This is a genomic window from Actinobacillus genomosp. 2 (assembly GCF_029773605.1).
Taxonomy (GTDB): Bacteria; Pseudomonadota; Gammaproteobacteria; order Enterobacterales; family Pasteurellaceae; genus Actinobacillus.
The window spans coordinates 551851-567509 of the sequence record NZ_CP103807.1 but is presented as its reverse complement, the minus strand read 5'-3'; the positions used below and the strand labels follow the sequence as shown (position 1 = coordinate 567509).

Genomic DNA, 15659 nt, shown 5'->3' with positions numbered 1-15659 from the left:
TTATTTATAGCTTCCGTCCGTATCTAAAAGTTTTACATTTTTAAATTCAATCGCCGAGAATTTGCTTGGGTCTTCCACCACATAGCCTTCCATACGCCAGTAAGAATCTTTAACCGCTTTAAGCTCATCGTCATCTTTCATACCACGGCGGATAGTATCGTACTGAGTATAAATAGAGAGATTATTTAAACTGGTGACTACTGCCAAGCGTGGAGGCATATTCGGCACCATCATTGCCTTCATACCGCCGAATGTTTTCATTAAATCCTGTGTATTTAATTGGGCTTTTTCAGTCGCAATTAAGCCGTTACCTTTGTAAATTAGGCTTGACTCTTTGCTGACTAAATCCGAACCGACTAAAAAGACTAAATCACCGGCATCACGATGTACTTCGGCTAGACCTTGTTTCAAGTCATACGCCAGTTCATCAAGATTCACATAATCGGCATCTTCGCCAAAGATTCGAATTTCGCCCGATTGCTTTGTCCCTTCGGTTAAAATCTGTGACGGTTTATTGTCACGGATAAATTGCAACCAGCCTTTATTTACATCCGCAAGATTATCCGCTTGAGTTTCAGCCGCTATCGATTCGCCATAAAAACCGATCTTAATCATATCTAAGGCAATTTGACGTTGTACGTATGCTGCATATAAATCTGCAAATTGATTGCCTAAATGTCCCCATTGTGCTAACTGTGTCCAATTAATGAGTACACCCGAATCGGTTTCGGCTAACTTATATTTATAGCCGTTAGGATTTAATGATTTGCGGTAACGCCCATTTGTTTTACGACCGGTAATGCCACCTTCTGCCGGACCGTAAACCAATTGACCTTCCACATCTTTCACGCCAATCATATTGATTTGCTTCAAGAAATCCGAACGATTTTGGATATTGCCAAGTAAGATCGTTGCTTTCGGTGTGTCAATCGTAAACTGCTTACCGGCTAAGGCTTGGTTTACGTCTGCACCATAATAATTTGCGACATTCGCAACTAAGCTGTAAAAGAGTTTTGCTGCTGTGCTATTCATTTTTACACCGCCATATTAAATTGATTGTCTGCTGCGGTTGGTACGCCGTTTGGAACCGGTGTTTGTACGGTGCTTAACGCATCAAATTTTTTATTTAAATCGGTTACCGCACCAATTAATTGATTAAATTGTTCAGCCGTTACGCCGGTTTCCTGTTTTGGTTCTTCGGTTTTCGGCGTTTCCGGTTGCTTCGGTTCTTGTTCCGGTTTTTGTACACTAAAGTGTTTTTCCACTTTTTCGGTTAAACCGGTTAATGCACCAAGCAACTGATTAAATTGCTTCTCATCCATTGATTGTTCCTCTTTGTTGTTATTGTTATTTGGAATCTTTGCTTGTTCTTGTTGTGGTTCTTCGTGTTTCTTGAAGAACTCTTTCATCATATTAAAAAAAGACTTTTCTTTTTCTTGTTCAGCATCTGACAAAGTTAATGTGATTGGCTGATACTGACCGGCAATAATATTTTCTGTGGCTTGTGATTGCGTGCTAAATTGCAACTGTGTTGTGCCTACTGATGCAGGTGTATCAGTTACACCCAAGCCGGTTAGGTAATTTTTGCCGCTATTTCTGAAATTCGGCGAGATTTCAATGCTGGTAAACAAATACTGACCGCCCTTATTCCAGCTAATTAAATTTTCGTTTGGAGCTAACACAGCGAAAAGTTTTACTTCACCGTTCTCTTGTTCTTCCGCTTTGAGTTCAAGGACTTGCCCGAAATTAAACCAGCGTTTGTGATCAGGCCATAAATTAGCGGTATATAACGCTGGGTCATAAGATTCCGCCATATCTAATAATTCTTGTTTTGTAATCTCACGCCCATCAATCGTTGAGCCTGATGTCGCAATACAAATAAAATCTGTGCGTAATTTGCTTTTATTTACCGTTGTCATAACTACCTTTGCATTTTTCTCTTCGCTTTGAATACGCTTATTCTTGCCGATTCTTTTGTCTATTTCATTCGGCAAAAATCGGTTGTATTCGGATAACCTTCTTTTTTGATCCTTATCCGACCATATCCGAAATTTAGTGGATTAAATTCGTTGTTTTACTTGCCAAAATACCGCCTAAGGTCCAATAACAATAAGAATTAAGTGATATGACTGATAAAAAATTAAGAGTGCGTAAATCGAACCGCTATGACGATGAAACGATTTACGCTGCCAAATTCTTGTATTTAAAAAAACACACACCGAAAGAAATTGCCGCCGAACTCGGCTTAAATTCGACCCGTCCTATTTATTACTGGGCAGAAAAATATAACTGGCGAAATTTAATTAGCGAAAGCGGTATTGAGGAATTAATCGCTTTACGTATCGTGACACTCACGGAACGTGAAGGGAAAAGCGAAAACGAAATCAAAGAACTTAATGCGTTAATAGATAAAGATCTTGAATATAAAAAATTACGGGCGACCAAATTAGCTAAACAGGTTAAACAACAAGCAGTCAATTTAAGCGAAAGTTTTGCAAATTTTGCCGATAGTGGGGACGGTTCAAGCAGCGAGAAAAAAGAGAAGAAAAAACGGATAAAAAATGACATTTCTCATATTACGCCTGAGATGTTTCAGCCGTTTGTTGATTCGCTTTTTGCGTATCAGAAACACGCACGAGCAAATAAACATCAAGATGTACGTAATATTTTAAAATCTCGCCAAATCGGGATGACCTATTATTTTTCGTTTGAAGGATTTGAAGATGCGGTACTTACCGGCGATAACCAAATTTTCTTGTCTGCCTCAAAACGTCAATCGGAAATTTTTAAAAACTATATTGTAAAAATGGCACGTCAATATTTTGATGTGGAATTAAAAGGCAATCCGATTATTTTAAGCAATGGTGCGGAGCTACACTTTTTAGCGACAAATGCTAATACCGCACAAGGTAATAGCGGTCACGTGTACGGTGATGAATATGCGTGGATTCGAGATTTTGACCGTTTTCACGATGTTTCGTCTGCAATGGCGACCCATAAAAAATGGCGTGAAACCTACTTTTCTACACCATCGTCTAAATTCCACCCCTCTTACGCTTTTTGGTCGGGCGATAAATGGAAATCGGATGATCCTAAACGTAAGAATGTCGTATTTCCAACCTTTGCCGAATATCGTGACGGCGGTCGAGTTTGTCCCGATGGTACTTGGCGATATGTCATTACGATTGAAGATGCACAAAAAGGCGGTTGTGATTTATTCGACATTGAAAAACTGAAGCAGAAATATAACCGGCACGTATTTAACCAGTTATTTATGTGCGTTTGGATTGATGATGCAAACAGTATTTTCAAAATTGGTGAACTGTTGAAATGTGGTGTTGATATAACTAAATGGAAAGACTTTTATCCGGCTGAGGATCATCCATTTGGCTTACGTGAAGTGTGGGCTGGTTACGACCCGGCACACAGTAAAGATGCCGCCTGTTTTGTAATTATTGCTCCACCAATTTTACCCAAAGAAAAATTTAGACTCTTGGAACGTCATCAATGGCATGGGCTATCGTACAAATGGCAAGCACAACAAATTAAGGCGTTATTTGAAAAATACAATATTAGTTATTTGGGGATTGATGCGACCGGTGTCGGTTATGGGGTTTATGAAGAAGTAAAGGAATTTGCACGCCGTGAAGCCGTACCGCTGAATTATAACCCCGAAGTTAAAACCGGTATGGTACTAAAAATGCACGATTTGGTGACATCCGAAAGTATTGAGTGGTCAAACAAAGAAATTGATATAGCCGCCTCGTTTTTAATGGTTAAACAAACAACGACAAAATCAGGCGAGAAAACAACATTTATTGCGGAACGTACAACGCAAAATCAACACGCCGATGTGTTTTGGGCAATGTGTAACGCTATTAATAAAAAATCATTAACAACAAAAAAACGCCGTAGCAGCTGGGGAACTTAACAATGACAAAGAAAACGATGCAACAAAACAATAATAAGAACTCAATGAGAGTGTTCTCTTTTAGTAATCAATCCGAATTGACCGCCGCACCAGCGTTAGATTATGTCGGATTGGGATTTGATGATCATTATAATTGTCATCTACCGCCTATTAACCGTTATGCGTTAGCTAAATTACCGTATCAAAATGCACAACACGGCGGTATTTTGCATAGCCGAGCAAATATGGTAAGTAGCGGTTATTTAGGCGGACTCGCACTTTCTCGCATGGAAATGCGTGCGACTTGTTTAAACTTAATTCAGTTCGGCGATGTAGCTCTATTAAAATTGCGTAACGGATTCGGACAAGTGGTTAAATTACACCCATTGTCCTCACTTTATACACGTGTCCGTAAAGACGGTGGTTACTCCTATCTGATGAAAAAATCGTTATATGATACGGCTTCGGAAATTTATCAATATGATGCAAAAGATATTATTTTTATTAAGCTGTATGACCCGATGCAACAGGTTTACGGATCACCGGATTATGTCGGCGGTATCCAGTCTGCATTATTAAATTCAGATGCAACGGTATTCCGCCGCCGGTATTTTAGTAACGGGGCGCATATGGGATTCATTCTTTATGCGACTGACCCGGATATGTCGGAAGAAATGGAAAATGAAGTAAGAAAAAAAATAGAAAAAACAAAAGGTGTCGGTAACTTTAAATCTATGTTTATCAATATTCCCGACGGTAAACCCGATGGTGTAAAACTGATTCCTATCGGCGACACCGGTACAAAAGACGAGTTTGCTAATATTAAGAATATATCTGCTCAAGATGTGCTAACAGCTCACCGTTTTCCACCTGGTTTAGGCGGTATTATCCCGAATAATACCGGCGGATTAGGGGATCCGCTAAAATACCGCGAAGCCTACCAACTTGATGAAGTAATACCACTACAAGAAATTATCGCTGAAGCCATTAATAGCGATTCTGAAATCAGAAAAGCATTACAAGTCAAGTTTAAGGAGGCAAAAATAGAATAATAAACTCATATCAAAATATGGCTAAATTTGCTATATTATTCAACCAGTTAAACAATTATTAAGGTTATTTTTATGGCTAAAATTTTAGATATTTATTGTGATTGTGGCTCTAAAGCCGTGGTGACTAAAACTGAACGTATGCACAGTAATTTAAAAAAGCTGTATTGTACTTGTAAAAATCCGGATTGTGGTCATAAATTCGTGATGAACCTAGAATTTAGCCATACAACGACATCAAGTAAATTAACAAAAGACGGATTAATCAAATATTTACTTGGCAAATTATCCAACGCCGATAAAAATGAATTACTAAAAATAATCGGTTCCGGCAATCCTAATCTTGCATAACCAAAAGCCCACAATGAAGTGGGCTTTTTTTCTAGCTCTGCGTAAATATGCGTTCAGTTGCAATCTGAGCAAGGAAACCACTACGGGTTTTATACTCAGGATTTCTAGCGACTAATTCGTCAATACGACGAATTAACAACGACGGCAAGGTTACATTGATTTTTTCCGATTTTCCCATTAAATACGTTAAATCGACTTCAACGCCTGAAAATAATAACCCTTGATATTCCGGGTTATTTAAATGCACTTCGAGATCCTGTGGCTGTGGAATCTCTTCACCATCTTCTAACATTCCCTCAATATGGAAGGCGATCGCTTCTTTTACATTATGTAATGCTTCAGCAAAGGTATCACCAGCAGAAAAACAACCCGGAACATCTGGAACGGATACCACATAACCATCACTGACTTTTTCTAAACAAACCACATAAAACATTTATCTGCCCTCATTAAATTTTATATTTATAAATCTATTTTATCTAAAAACTTATACATTAAAGGGGGCTTACGCCAGCCCCGCTTGTTTCTTAATACTCTTTTCTAAATGCCCCAAATCTTTTCGTGGGTGTGGTATGGTAACCGTGCCTTTTTTAGTTGGGTGTTTATATTGATGATGACTGCCTTTTACTCGGTCTAAATACCAGCCATCGGCTATAATCATCTTGATCGCTGAGTGACTATCCAATGTTTCCTCCGTCTTGGTTATTTATGTAGCTATAATAACCCCAATAACCCCACCTGTCAAGAGTTATTAGAGTTATTTTTTTGGGTTTGTAATTCTCTATTAGTTTATTTGTAATTTTCCTTCAATACCAATTAAGTCACCAGTTCTGACATATTGCCCCACGATTTCCGCAAGACGACCAAATAACACGACGGAGTGCCATTCTGTTTTTTCGACTTTCTCGCCGGTGCGTTTATCGGTCCAGCTTTCGCTTGTTGCGATAGACATACGACAAGCCCCTTCGCCGTTATTTAATGTGGTTAAGCGTGGCTCTTGTCCAACGTAACCTACGATCATTGCTTTGTTCATTCCAGCCATTTTTTTACTCCTAGTATTACTGATAAATTTCTTCTTTATGTTCAATCAAACGCCCACGACTATATGTGACGCTCATTTTTATGCCGCCGAAAGTGCCTAGTGGTAATGATTTTCCGTTCAATAAATCGTCTATTTGCTGTTCGGTAATTCTGCCTCGCATCACTAACAGCTCATTTCTTAAACGATTTCTTTCTTGCTCACTAATTTGTACGTTTTTTAATCCCGTACAGTTACTGACACAAGTCCAAGGGCGAACAAGTTCGCCTAGTAAAAGTTGAGAATCCTTATCAAACCCTAACTTTTCGAGGTGTTTTGATTCCGCTCTCTCTCGTTCTGCTTCGGTTAATTTACTTAATTGTTGTACCTCCCAGTTTTTCGGCTTAATGCCGATTTTCCAATCTTTCAAACGTGTAGTAACACGTACACCAGTAAACGGATTTATTAATCCGTTCACTTTTAATGATTCTTCTTTGTACATAGTGTATGTTGCATTACCGCTTTCATCTGTACGTGGGACATAGACTAAACGTGCGATTAAATCTGCACGTTTCACTAATGCACCGCCTAATGCAACAGTAAAACCCTTCCAGTCGCCATCATTGGCAAATTGACGTAGGTTTTCTAACTGCTCATCTTCTTGCTCAATTTCGCCAAGACGACGCAATTCACGCCACACGCTTACCGGCGTGTTGCCTAATTGTTGGAATTGACGGATGCCCCATACGCTAGACCACGCTTGCACACGTGCAGCGTTATCTTTTGCCGTGATACTGGCTTCGTCCGATAAATCGCCGTCCATACCGAAACCATCAATATTTTTCGATACATACTTAATTAAGTAGCCGGTGGCTGTACCTTGCTTTTTATCTATACGCTTGAATTGACAACGGTATTTCTTCGCTCCTGCCTCAGTGCCGTCTTGCTCAAGTGCATAACTCAAAATGACACGGCGTAGCTTGTCCATATCTTCGGGACGAGTGAATAAAATTAAATGCCAATGCGGTGTGGCATCAGCGTGTGGTTCGGCAACACGAAAACCGTACGTCATTACACCTTCTCTGTTTAACTTCGCACGGATTTTCGCCCAAATACCGACAAGATATTTTTGCGTTTCTAACGGGCTTGCACCGTTCCATTTAGGATTAACGCCTGTGGTTCTTGATAGCATGGCGTGATATTTTGACGGAGCGGTTAATGTAATAAACCAGCCTTCATGTCCTTGTTCATCGGCATACTGCTCATAGCCATTCATCCGTGTGAGCAGCTCAAGACGTTTGATTTTTGGATTTGATGATGACTTTAACCACGTATCAAATAGCGATAATTGTTCCTCCGGTTCAGCAATGTTTGTAATGATCATTGCCCGGATATAATCAATGTTCGCTTTACGTTGTTCTTCAAATTCACGTAAACGGGCGTTGGAGCAATACGGTGAAAGCATATTGACTCGACCGCATGCAATCGCAAGATGCTCCTTCATTCGTTTAGCAATCACGATTAACTTGCGAGTCCACCATTTTTCACACGCCATTTTTAAAAAGCCGGTTTCCATTTCTTCCGGCGTGATTTTGCCTTTGCGTGCTTTTTTCTGGTATGGTGCATCAATTTTTAATGCGTTAACTTTGCTTTGCATCTGCTGATAACAATCAAGCAAAACACTAAAAGCGGTATCACTATCAACCGCTTTGTGTTTGTTTTGTTCGAGATTTTCTTCTTGCAAGTTACGTAATTGATATGCAATAACCATTGCCATTTGGCTGATTTGCTCATTACTTTGATAGGCAATCGGGCGGATACGGTGCTGTTTTAAATAACGACCGCTGTTTTCTAATCGTGCAATGTGCATCGGGAATTTCACGCCCAAACGTTCTGCATTTTCTTTGATTTTTTCGACCGCTTGTTCTGTACCTAATAATGGGTCAAACTCAACATCTTCTTCTAAGCCATTTAAAAAGTTCAGGTCTTTTTGTCCGTCACGTAGAAACGTAAACACATCGCAATATTGATCTAATACGGCTTGTACTCGTGGCATTTTGCGTGCCATTTCTCGCTTAAACCATTCTGCCGTATCGTTTTCGCTTAATGTGTCGAGTTTTGCTTTATAGGCACGTCCGAAATAATCCGCTAATGCCAACGGCAAGCGGTCGAAATAAGATTGACGTAAGTCAAAGTGGGTAGGGTCAAGATCAAATAATTCTTGTTGAATCATTGATAGCCCATCAACTGTGGGCTTTGAGGCTTGATATAAATAATGATGATTGGACTCTTCCGCAAGATGATTCGCTTTCTCAACAGACATCAGCGGAGTGATACCGATTTCCGTTGCCTCACTTGCGGTAAGAATCCAATCATTATGATTCATCTGATAAAAATTCCTTCAAAAGTTAAACAAAATGCTTTTTCAAGCAAATTAATGTTTTGATGGTTCTGCCGGCTAAGTGGACGTTTTAAATTCCCACTCCAGCCTAATTCGTGTTTCAGTAAATGCAGTAACAGTAAGTCGCTGTAAATATGCTGCATAATCAGCTTGCTACCACTAAATAAATAAAAGCGTCGTTTAAGCTCGTGCCGTTCAATACGATACACTCTGCCACTTGGAGCCAACCATTCCGGGTAAACGTGCTGATAACCTAATTTGTGAACTTTTCTCATTTTATGGTTAAGGTTATTTTGATTTCTTCGTGGTCTTCCGCTTCACAGATATGTTTGCTGTTTTTTTCACACCAGCTAGAAAGCATTAACTCCAATGCTTCAGATAGGCATATCGGTTGTGTTAAGGCTTCTTCATCTTCAAAGAGTTGATATAACTCCTTGTCTTTAACGTTATCTACTACTCGTTTAATCTTGTAACGCCCGACTGAAATTAATGCCATTTTGTTGTCCCTCTTAGTTTGGTAAGTTCGTTTAAATAAAACTGTGCCACGTCTGCATAGTAGTAATAACGTTGCTGATCTTTTGGATTACCGGTACGGCTAAAGCGTGCGGAAAAACTATTGCAGTTACGTTTTGCTGTTTCGTAGCGAATCGCCATCAATTTTTCTAGCCCTTCTAAACGTACCTTTAATTCAAGCATTTTGATTTTTGGGTTCATAGCACGCTACCTCAATTAATCGGTTGTGTTTTTGTTGTAAACGTTGTTGTACTTCGGTTACTTTTTGTTTTCTTTGGTATTCAATCAGGTCTTTATTTTGCTGTTGCCCAAGTCTGCCGAGACTTGCTACATCGCCTTTCACGATCACTCCCATTTGTATGTATTTTTTTATCCGCTTACGGGCTTTTTCTAATCCCTGCTGAATTAACGGATGCAAAGTACAATAGCTATTTATTGCTTCTGCCATTGTTACACTCCTAACTAATAAGGTTGCTCTAATGCAATTTTCCAAAGCAAAGCCAAATTAACGAGTGGCTTTTCTTTACCTTTTTTCGGCATGGTTGGAATTTTGCCTTGTGCGACTTGCTCGGCTACCCAACGTTCTGACATACCGACCATTTCGGCATATTTGGCATAGGTTACTGCCGGTGTTGCTGTGCCTAGTTGAATAATAATGGGTTGTTCGTTTTTCATTTGATAACCTGTTTTGTATAATCTGATTTGGCTTAATCTTAAAAGGAATATTTATGCAAGAATTACGTCACCTTTCTGAACCGCTTGATTTACTTAGAGGCGTGTTTTCGCCTGTTGAAAACTCACAAACTCATATTCTTTTACTAGGTTTAGCTTGTGCGATTTCACTTCGGGAGAATCCTCGGGTCGAACACGCAATAGAAGTCGCATCTGAAACAATAACGCAGATAGTTGGCAACTATGGGAATACTCGAAAGGCTTTTGAGCAAGAATTGTCAAAGTGGTTATCAACACTGCTCGAAGACGGATACTATCCTGAGGCGGTATCACTCTACACGCTATATCAAAAAGCTTCTCAGTCCACATCTTGTCGTCTTCGCATAAAGATTCCGAAGTCTGTACCAGAAGAATGGGCGAGATTGTTTCGCTAAACATTTCAGGCTCTGTGGTATAAACAGGGCTTATTTTTTGTGTTGCCAACTTTTGGCGATTAACCTCTTCAATGCGATCACGTAATTCTTCTATGCCTTTCTCGAACTCTTCATCTTCTGCCTGATTATTGGCAATAAACTGAAAGAAACCTGCCAAGGCTTCTGCCCCTTCTTTTTTGGCATATTCCGCAAAAAACGGAATCGCTTTGACTAAATCACTCATTCTTTAACTCCTCACAAATTTCTCTAATTGTTACTTTGCCTTCGGTCGCTTGCTCGATTTTCAACAAATATTCAGCTGAAATACCACCACCACTTACCCACCGTTGAACTGCTTGTTGACTTACTCCACAAGCTTCAGCCAATTTTGTTTGTGTACCTACAATATCAACGGCTTTTTTTATAATTTTTCTCAAAATCCACCTCAATAAAATAACAAGTTTTCTTGTGTATTTAAATATTACAATTTTACTTGTATGAAATCAACAAGTTTATTTTGATTTATTTTTAACAAGTAAAGTTGTAATATCTTAAAAATTAATTTAGAAAATGAGGTAAACCTATGAATTCTCTAGCTTCAAGAATGAAAGCCGTCATGCAAGCAAAGGGTATTTCACAAAGTTTATTAGCTCAAAAAATAGGCGGAACACAACAAGCTATTGGGTTAATTCTAGGGGAACAAATATCAAATCCTAAGAAAATAGTTGAAATTGCAAAAGCCTTGGGCGTTGATGTGAATTGGCTTAAAACCGGCGAGGGAGAAAAACCCGACTTTGCAAATCTTGCAGAAAATTCAACCGCTTATAATGAACCTGAAGAACATAAAATTCGTATTGAAGTATTAGATGTGTTTGCTTCGGCTGGCAATGGGGCTTTTGTAGGTGACGTGGCAGAATTAACTCACGCTATTGAGTTTGATCCGTTATATTTTGCACAGTTATTCCAACGTGCAAATAGTCAAGGGCTTGCGATTATCAATGTGACTGGCGATTCAATGGAACCGACAATTAATAGTGGTGATTTACTTTTTGTTGACATTAAAAAACCGATGTATCAAGGCGATGGCATCTATGTTTTTAGCTACGGAGATACGATTTTTGTTAAACGGTTACAACTTGCCGGCGATAAATTACTGGTAATTTCAGATAATCAATTTTATCTCCCTTGGGAAATTACTGCCGAAAATGAAGATAAATTTGTTATTCACGGGAAAGTTGAGTTCTCTCAAATGAAAATTAAGAAGTTGGGGTAAAAGGATGAAAAAAAATCTCTTAATCGGCTTCTTAATTACTTGCATAATTCAGGAGATTTTTCAATTTAATGATACAGTCACTGTAATTTCTTGGATTATTATTACTTTCCTTTGTTGTCGATTTAATATTTTTGAATTAAAAAATAAGTTAATACCTCAAAAATATAATATATTTGATGATTCAGATGATTCATCTAAAAAAAAGAGAAGCCAATTAAGGATTTTTATACTTTATGGAAAGGGAAACCCTTTACTATATCTTGCCGACTAGATTCTGAACCGAGAAGCAAAGAACATTCGTGTTATCAATATGGATTAAATTCAAAGGGATATGAAAAATTAGTTTGTAGAAATATTAAAGGTGAAGAATACTTTCTTGACCTCGCAAGCATTAATACTGCGTTATTATACAAAAGTAAAAGATACTACGATATTGATGAATTACTCATAAATATATTAGGCAAAGATACTTTCTTTTCTACTATTGAGAAAAAACGTACTCTTATTTATGAGGAAATTCAAGAGCATAATGAAAAGGTTAAAGAATCCGAATTACTTGCATATCATCTTAGAAATGAAAGTAGAACCGTTATATTCTCTTTTTCAGAAAGAGAAATTTCATTTTCTATTTTTGGTGATTATTTCGATAAATCATTACCATCTAACAATATGAAATATACTTTAATTTGTTCTGGTTTATATGGATATCCTGATACAAAAGAGGTAACTGCACTTTTTGGTAAAGATTTGAAACAAAAAGATGTGATTATTCGTATTAATGCAATTAGAACAAAAATTACTCTTGATAAAAAGAAATATTCAGTTTCTGAATTTATTGAATTAGCAAAAACATTTTAGTGAGGTTATTAAAAGCTAGAATGGGTGTTCGTAAAGACGAAAAAAAAGGAAAGTGGCTTGCCGAAGCATACAACAACGGCAAACGCTTACGTAAATGGTTCGACTCTAAAGCGGAGGCGAACCGTTTTTACAACGCTATCAAGCAAGAAAATAGTCCGCTTTTTCAAGCGATCACTATCAAAAAAGAACAACCACAACGATTATCTGAACTTGCCGATATGTGGTTTAATTTATACGGTAATACATTAATTACCGGTAAATATCGCTATCAAAAATTACAATGGATTGCGAAAACACTAGGCGATCCATTTGCACGAGATTTTAATGCTGAGCATTTTGCGGAATTTAGGGCAAAACGGTTAAATGGCGAAATTGTCAATGACACAAATAAAATCATACCGAAGAAATCCGTAGTAAATTTTGAGCAAACATTAGTGCAAGCGATGTTTGAAGAACTTATCCGCCTGAATAAATGGAAAGGCGACAATCCGTTAAAAAATGTTCGGATGCTTAAAATTAGTGAGAGCGAAATCTATTTTTTACGTGCTGATGAAATTCAACGGCTTTTGACCGCTTGTGATGCTTCCGGCAGCCAACATCTAGGTATGATCGTACGCATTTGTCTTGCTACCGGTGCAAGATGGTCGGAAGCACAGAATTTAACAGGTTCGCAAGTTATCCCCTATAAAATTACCTTCAATGCGACCAAAAACGGGAAAAATCGTACCGTGCCGATTTCCCAATCTCTCTATGACTTGATTCCGATTTCTAGCGGTCGGCTTTTTACCAGGGTTTACCGTTCATACTTAAGTGCTTTTAATTTAGCCCTTGAAAAAGCTGAAATTTATCTCCCCGATGGGCAAGCTACGCACGTTTTAAGGCATACTTTTGCTAGTCATTTTATGATGAACGGCGGAAATATTTTAGTGCTTAAAGATATTTTAGGACACGCCAGTATAAAAATGACAATGAAATATGCACACTTTGCCCCATCTCATTTAGAACAAGCGGTTAGCCTCAATCCCTTGGAAAATGCCGCTAAAGAGTGGCGATAAAGTGGCGATATTCTTGTATTAAAATGTACTATTTTGTACTACTTATGAATTTTACCGCCTTTATTTTTCATTAACTTATTGATTTTATTTATATTTATTGATTTCTGAGTAGAATATACTAATTTGCCTTTTCCGTCTGACATGATTCTTCCAGAAATTTTATAGTCAAACAGTTCAAAAATAGGATAAGGCTCAATAACTTCATTGGTATTCACTTTACCTGGAAAATTGGATATATTTAACCTAATCTCAAATGATCTATTTTGCTCATTAAACATATTCTCTGTCGGTGTTGGAGCAATTAGTTTTTTCAATTCAAATCTGAGTTTCTTAAATTGTTTCTCGTTCCATACTTCATAATTTGATTGTGTTCCTGTTATAGTTAATGTTGTTCCTGGATGCTCATTTGAATGCTGACTTTCCACTAGAATTTCAACATTATCTAGGTATTCTGATTTCTCAAACTTATCCCACTCTACAAATACTGTTGTTTTTTCTCCATTTTCATCTACTGTTTCCAATAAGAGATCCGAACCAAGGACAGATGCCGCATAACGGCCAATACCTTTTCGCCCTTGCATAATTCTCCCTCTTGGACTCGTTTTACGCTCTAGCTTATCCCTAGTAGAAGGAACCATCCATTTATTGATTACCGTATTTTGAGACATGCCATGACCTTGATCTTTTATAGTCATAACATATCCTTTAAGCTCATTATTAGCCATGAAATTAATTTCTACATCTGGAGAATCTGCGTCATAGGCATTTTTTACTAACTCTACAACAGCTGCATAACTATCTTGAATTAGATCACGACCAATAGTTAATAAATGACGACCAGCTGGTCTTATTTTATATACTCCATCACTACTCATATCCATTTCTCCTTGAGCTTTTCAGCAATTTTTCTTGCCAATAATACAGGAACAGCGTTGCCTATCTGACGAAAAGCTGCTGCTCGGCTTGGTTTTTCAGTAACCCCCTCAAAATAATAATCATCAGGAAAAGCTTGTAATCTAGCTGCTTCTCTCGGTGTAATTGAACGGTTTTGTTGCAAATCAGGATGAATATAATAATGTCCATCCTTTGATAAGTGAGCCAATATAGTATGAGCCGCCGGTAGATCAGAAGCTACGACCTTAAATCGGTCAACAAATGCTGTACGATTACTATGAGTTTTTAAATATTCTGGGAGATCATTGTACTCTAAACGTTTTTTTTCCTTTTCCCAAAGCTCTACTGCTCTTTGATAAATCTCTAAATCTCTATTATTATGTGGACGAGCAGAATGCCAAGTGATTGGGAAATAGTCATTTTTGATTCCAGCATCATATAACCAGTTTCCTCGGTATTCTTTTACCTTACACTCGCGGATATCTCCTCCTCCAGCGTGAATAGCTGGTAAATCTGTAAATATTTCACTGACCAACACATCTGGATTCCAAGGAACAGGCTCAGGATAAAAATCAGTTTTGGCATTTCTACAACCTACTAAAATAATTCTTTTTCTAGCTTGTAATACACCATAATCACTTGCATTCAGAACTCTGTATTCTGTCGTATACCCAGCATCCTTAAATAATCTACACATTTCATCAAGATATAATCGTCCATTATGGTCTTTTGCAGACAATAAACCTGTTACATTTTCAAATATAAAAAACTTAGGCTTATAACGTTTAAGAAATTCAACATAAAAAACATAAAGATAATTTCTTTTATCTCCCAGCATATTATTTGTATCGCATGCTCTACCAACTAAGGAATATGCTTGGCACGGAGGACCACCTATAATGAGATCCAAATTTCTATTTCCCAGTAAATTATCGATAAGTAGAAACAACTCACCTAAAGATTCCTGAGATATTTCTTTATTAATTATAGAATGCATTATTCTCTCAGGAACATATTTATACAAATCGTCTCTACTAATTTTCCCTTCCAAATAATCTACATAAATATTTTTCTGATTATTAGACTTTAGCCAATGGTATGCGGCCCTAGTACGTAGGGTAAAACAAGCCGCTTTGTCAGATTCTATATGGGCAATAGGCTCAAAATCAGCCTGAATGAAACCTTCTGACAATCCTCCTGCTCCAGCAAAGAGATCAAGAAAACAAAGTTTGTCTGACATAAAAATAACCTT

21 protein-coding genes are annotated in these 15659 nt (G+C 37.8%); 6 read left to right on the top strand and 15 right to left on the bottom strand.

What is annotated here, in order from left to right; genetic code table 11:
• On the bottom strand, positions 1-1032 hold the full coding sequence (locus tag NYR60_RS02740) for a phage major capsid protein, P2 family (protein ID WP_279467632.1): 1032 nt from the start codon (positions 1030-1032) through the stop codon (positions 1-3).
• Between the two features lie 2 nt (positions 1033-1034).
• A complete protein-coding gene (locus tag NYR60_RS02735) occupies positions 1035-1919 on the bottom strand; it encodes a GPO family capsid scaffolding protein (RefSeq protein ID WP_279467631.1) in 885 nt (294 codons plus the stop codon).
• 206 nt (positions 1920-2125) lie between these two features.
• On the opposite strand from NYR60_RS02735, the gene NYR60_RS02730 reads away from it, so the two are divergent.
• From NYR60_RS02730 to NYR60_RS02720, 3 genes are all read left to right on the top strand, one after another.
• Entirely contained in the window at positions 2126-3931 is a 1806-nt protein-coding gene (locus tag NYR60_RS02730) for a terminase large subunit domain-containing protein (RefSeq protein WP_279467630.1), read from the top strand.
• Between the two features lie 44 nt (positions 3932-3975).
• A complete protein-coding gene (locus NYR60_RS02725) occupies positions 3976-4962 on the top strand; it encodes a phage portal protein (protein WP_431831751.1) in 987 nt (328 codons plus the stop codon).
• Between the two features lie 72 nt (positions 4963-5034).
• Positions 5035-5310, top strand: a complete 276-nt coding sequence (locus NYR60_RS02720) for an ogr/Delta-like zinc finger family protein (protein WP_279467629.1) — start codon at positions 5035-5037, stop codon at positions 5308-5310.
• Between the two features lie 31 nt (positions 5311-5341).
• On the opposite strand, the gene NYR60_RS02715 is transcribed toward NYR60_RS02720, so the two are convergent.
• The 11 genes from NYR60_RS02715 to NYR60_RS02665 form a co-directional block, all read right to left on the bottom strand.
• Positions 5342-5746, bottom strand: a complete 405-nt coding sequence (locus NYR60_RS02715) for a type II toxin-antitoxin system HicB family antitoxin (protein WP_279467628.1) — start codon at positions 5744-5746, stop codon at positions 5342-5344.
• Positions 5747-5815: 69 nt separating this feature from the next.
• Positions 5816-5971 carry a type II toxin-antitoxin system HicA family toxin gene (locus NYR60_RS02710; RefSeq protein ID WP_279467627.1) on the bottom strand — a complete coding sequence of 52 codons (156 nt, stop codon included), beginning with the start codon at positions 5969-5971 and terminating at the stop codon, positions 5816-5818.
• Between the two features lie 123 nt (positions 5972-6094).
• Positions 6095-6352, bottom strand: a complete 258-nt coding sequence (gene ssb, locus NYR60_RS02705) for a single-stranded DNA-binding protein (protein WP_279467626.1) — start codon at positions 6350-6352, stop codon at positions 6095-6097.
• 16 nt (positions 6353-6368) lie between these two features.
• Complete coding sequence (locus NYR60_RS02700; protein ID WP_279467625.1) at positions 6369-8714, bottom strand: replication endonuclease; 2346 nt, start codon at positions 8712-8714, stop codon at positions 6369-6371.
• Positions 8711-9004 (bottom strand): hypothetical protein, encoded by a 294-nt coding sequence (locus NYR60_RS02695; RefSeq protein ID WP_279467624.1) that lies wholly within the window; start codon positions 9002-9004, stop codon positions 8711-8713. Before NYR60_RS02695 ends, NYR60_RS02700 begins: the two co-directional genes overlap by 4 nt.
• Complete coding sequence (locus NYR60_RS02690; protein WP_279467623.1) at positions 9001-9225, bottom strand: hypothetical protein; 225 nt, start codon at positions 9223-9225, stop codon at positions 9001-9003. The genes NYR60_RS02695 and NYR60_RS02690 overlap by 4 nt, the downstream gene beginning before the upstream one ends.
• Complete coding sequence (locus tag NYR60_RS02685) at positions 9216-9443, bottom strand: hypothetical protein (RefSeq protein ID WP_279467622.1); 228 nt, start codon at positions 9441-9443, stop codon at positions 9216-9218. The genes NYR60_RS02690 and NYR60_RS02685 overlap by 10 nt, the downstream gene beginning before the upstream one ends.
• Complete coding sequence (locus tag NYR60_RS02680; protein WP_279467621.1) at positions 9418-9690, bottom strand: hypothetical protein; 273 nt, start codon at positions 9688-9690, stop codon at positions 9418-9420. Before NYR60_RS02680 ends, NYR60_RS02685 begins: the two co-directional genes overlap by 26 nt.
• 14 nt (positions 9691-9704) lie before the next feature.
• Positions 9705-9917: a hypothetical protein gene (locus tag NYR60_RS02675; RefSeq protein WP_279467620.1), complete on the bottom strand. Its 213-nt coding sequence runs from the start codon at positions 9915-9917 to the stop codon at positions 9705-9707.
• Between the two features lie 93 nt (positions 9918-10010).
• The gene (locus NYR60_RS02670) at positions 10011-10571 is read right to left on the bottom strand and encodes a hypothetical protein (protein WP_279467619.1); all 561 of its coding nucleotides are present in this window, start codon (positions 10569-10571) and stop codon (positions 10011-10013) included.
• Positions 10564-10764, bottom strand: a complete 201-nt coding sequence (locus NYR60_RS02665; RefSeq protein WP_431831746.1) for a Cro/CI family transcriptional regulator — start codon at positions 10762-10764, stop codon at positions 10564-10566. The genes NYR60_RS02670 and NYR60_RS02665 overlap by 8 nt, the downstream gene beginning before the upstream one ends.
• Before the next feature lie 146 nt (positions 10765-10910).
• Here NYR60_RS02665 and NYR60_RS02660 point away from each other — a divergent pair, with 146 nt between their 5' ends.
• The 3 genes from NYR60_RS02660 (at position 10911) to NYR60_RS02650 (ending at position 13513) form a co-directional block, all read left to right on the top strand.
• Entirely contained in the window at positions 10911-11600 is a 690-nt protein-coding gene (locus NYR60_RS02660) for an XRE family transcriptional regulator (RefSeq protein ID WP_279467618.1), read from the top strand.
• A gap of 669 nt (positions 11601-12269) precedes the next feature.
• Complete coding sequence (locus NYR60_RS02655) at positions 12270-12458, top strand: hypothetical protein (protein ID WP_279467617.1); 189 nt, start codon at positions 12270-12272, stop codon at positions 12456-12458.
• A 20-nt stretch (positions 12459-12478) separates the two neighbouring features.
• Entirely contained in the window at positions 12479-13513 is a 1035-nt protein-coding gene (locus tag NYR60_RS02650) for a phage integrase (RefSeq protein ID WP_279467616.1), read from the top strand.
• Between the two features lie 38 nt (positions 13514-13551).
• On the opposite strand, the gene NYR60_RS02645 is transcribed toward NYR60_RS02650, so the two are convergent.
• Both NYR60_RS02645 and NYR60_RS02640 read right to left on the bottom strand, forming a co-directional pair.
• A complete protein-coding gene (locus NYR60_RS02645) occupies positions 13552-14388 on the bottom strand; it encodes an ATP-binding protein (protein ID WP_279467615.1) in 837 nt (278 codons plus the stop codon).
• On the bottom strand, positions 14385-15647 hold the full coding sequence (locus NYR60_RS02640) for a DNA cytosine methyltransferase (protein WP_279467614.1): 1263 nt from the start codon (positions 15645-15647) through the stop codon (positions 14385-14387). Before NYR60_RS02640 ends, NYR60_RS02645 begins: the two co-directional genes overlap by 4 nt.
• Positions 15648-15659 lie beyond the last annotated feature (12 nt).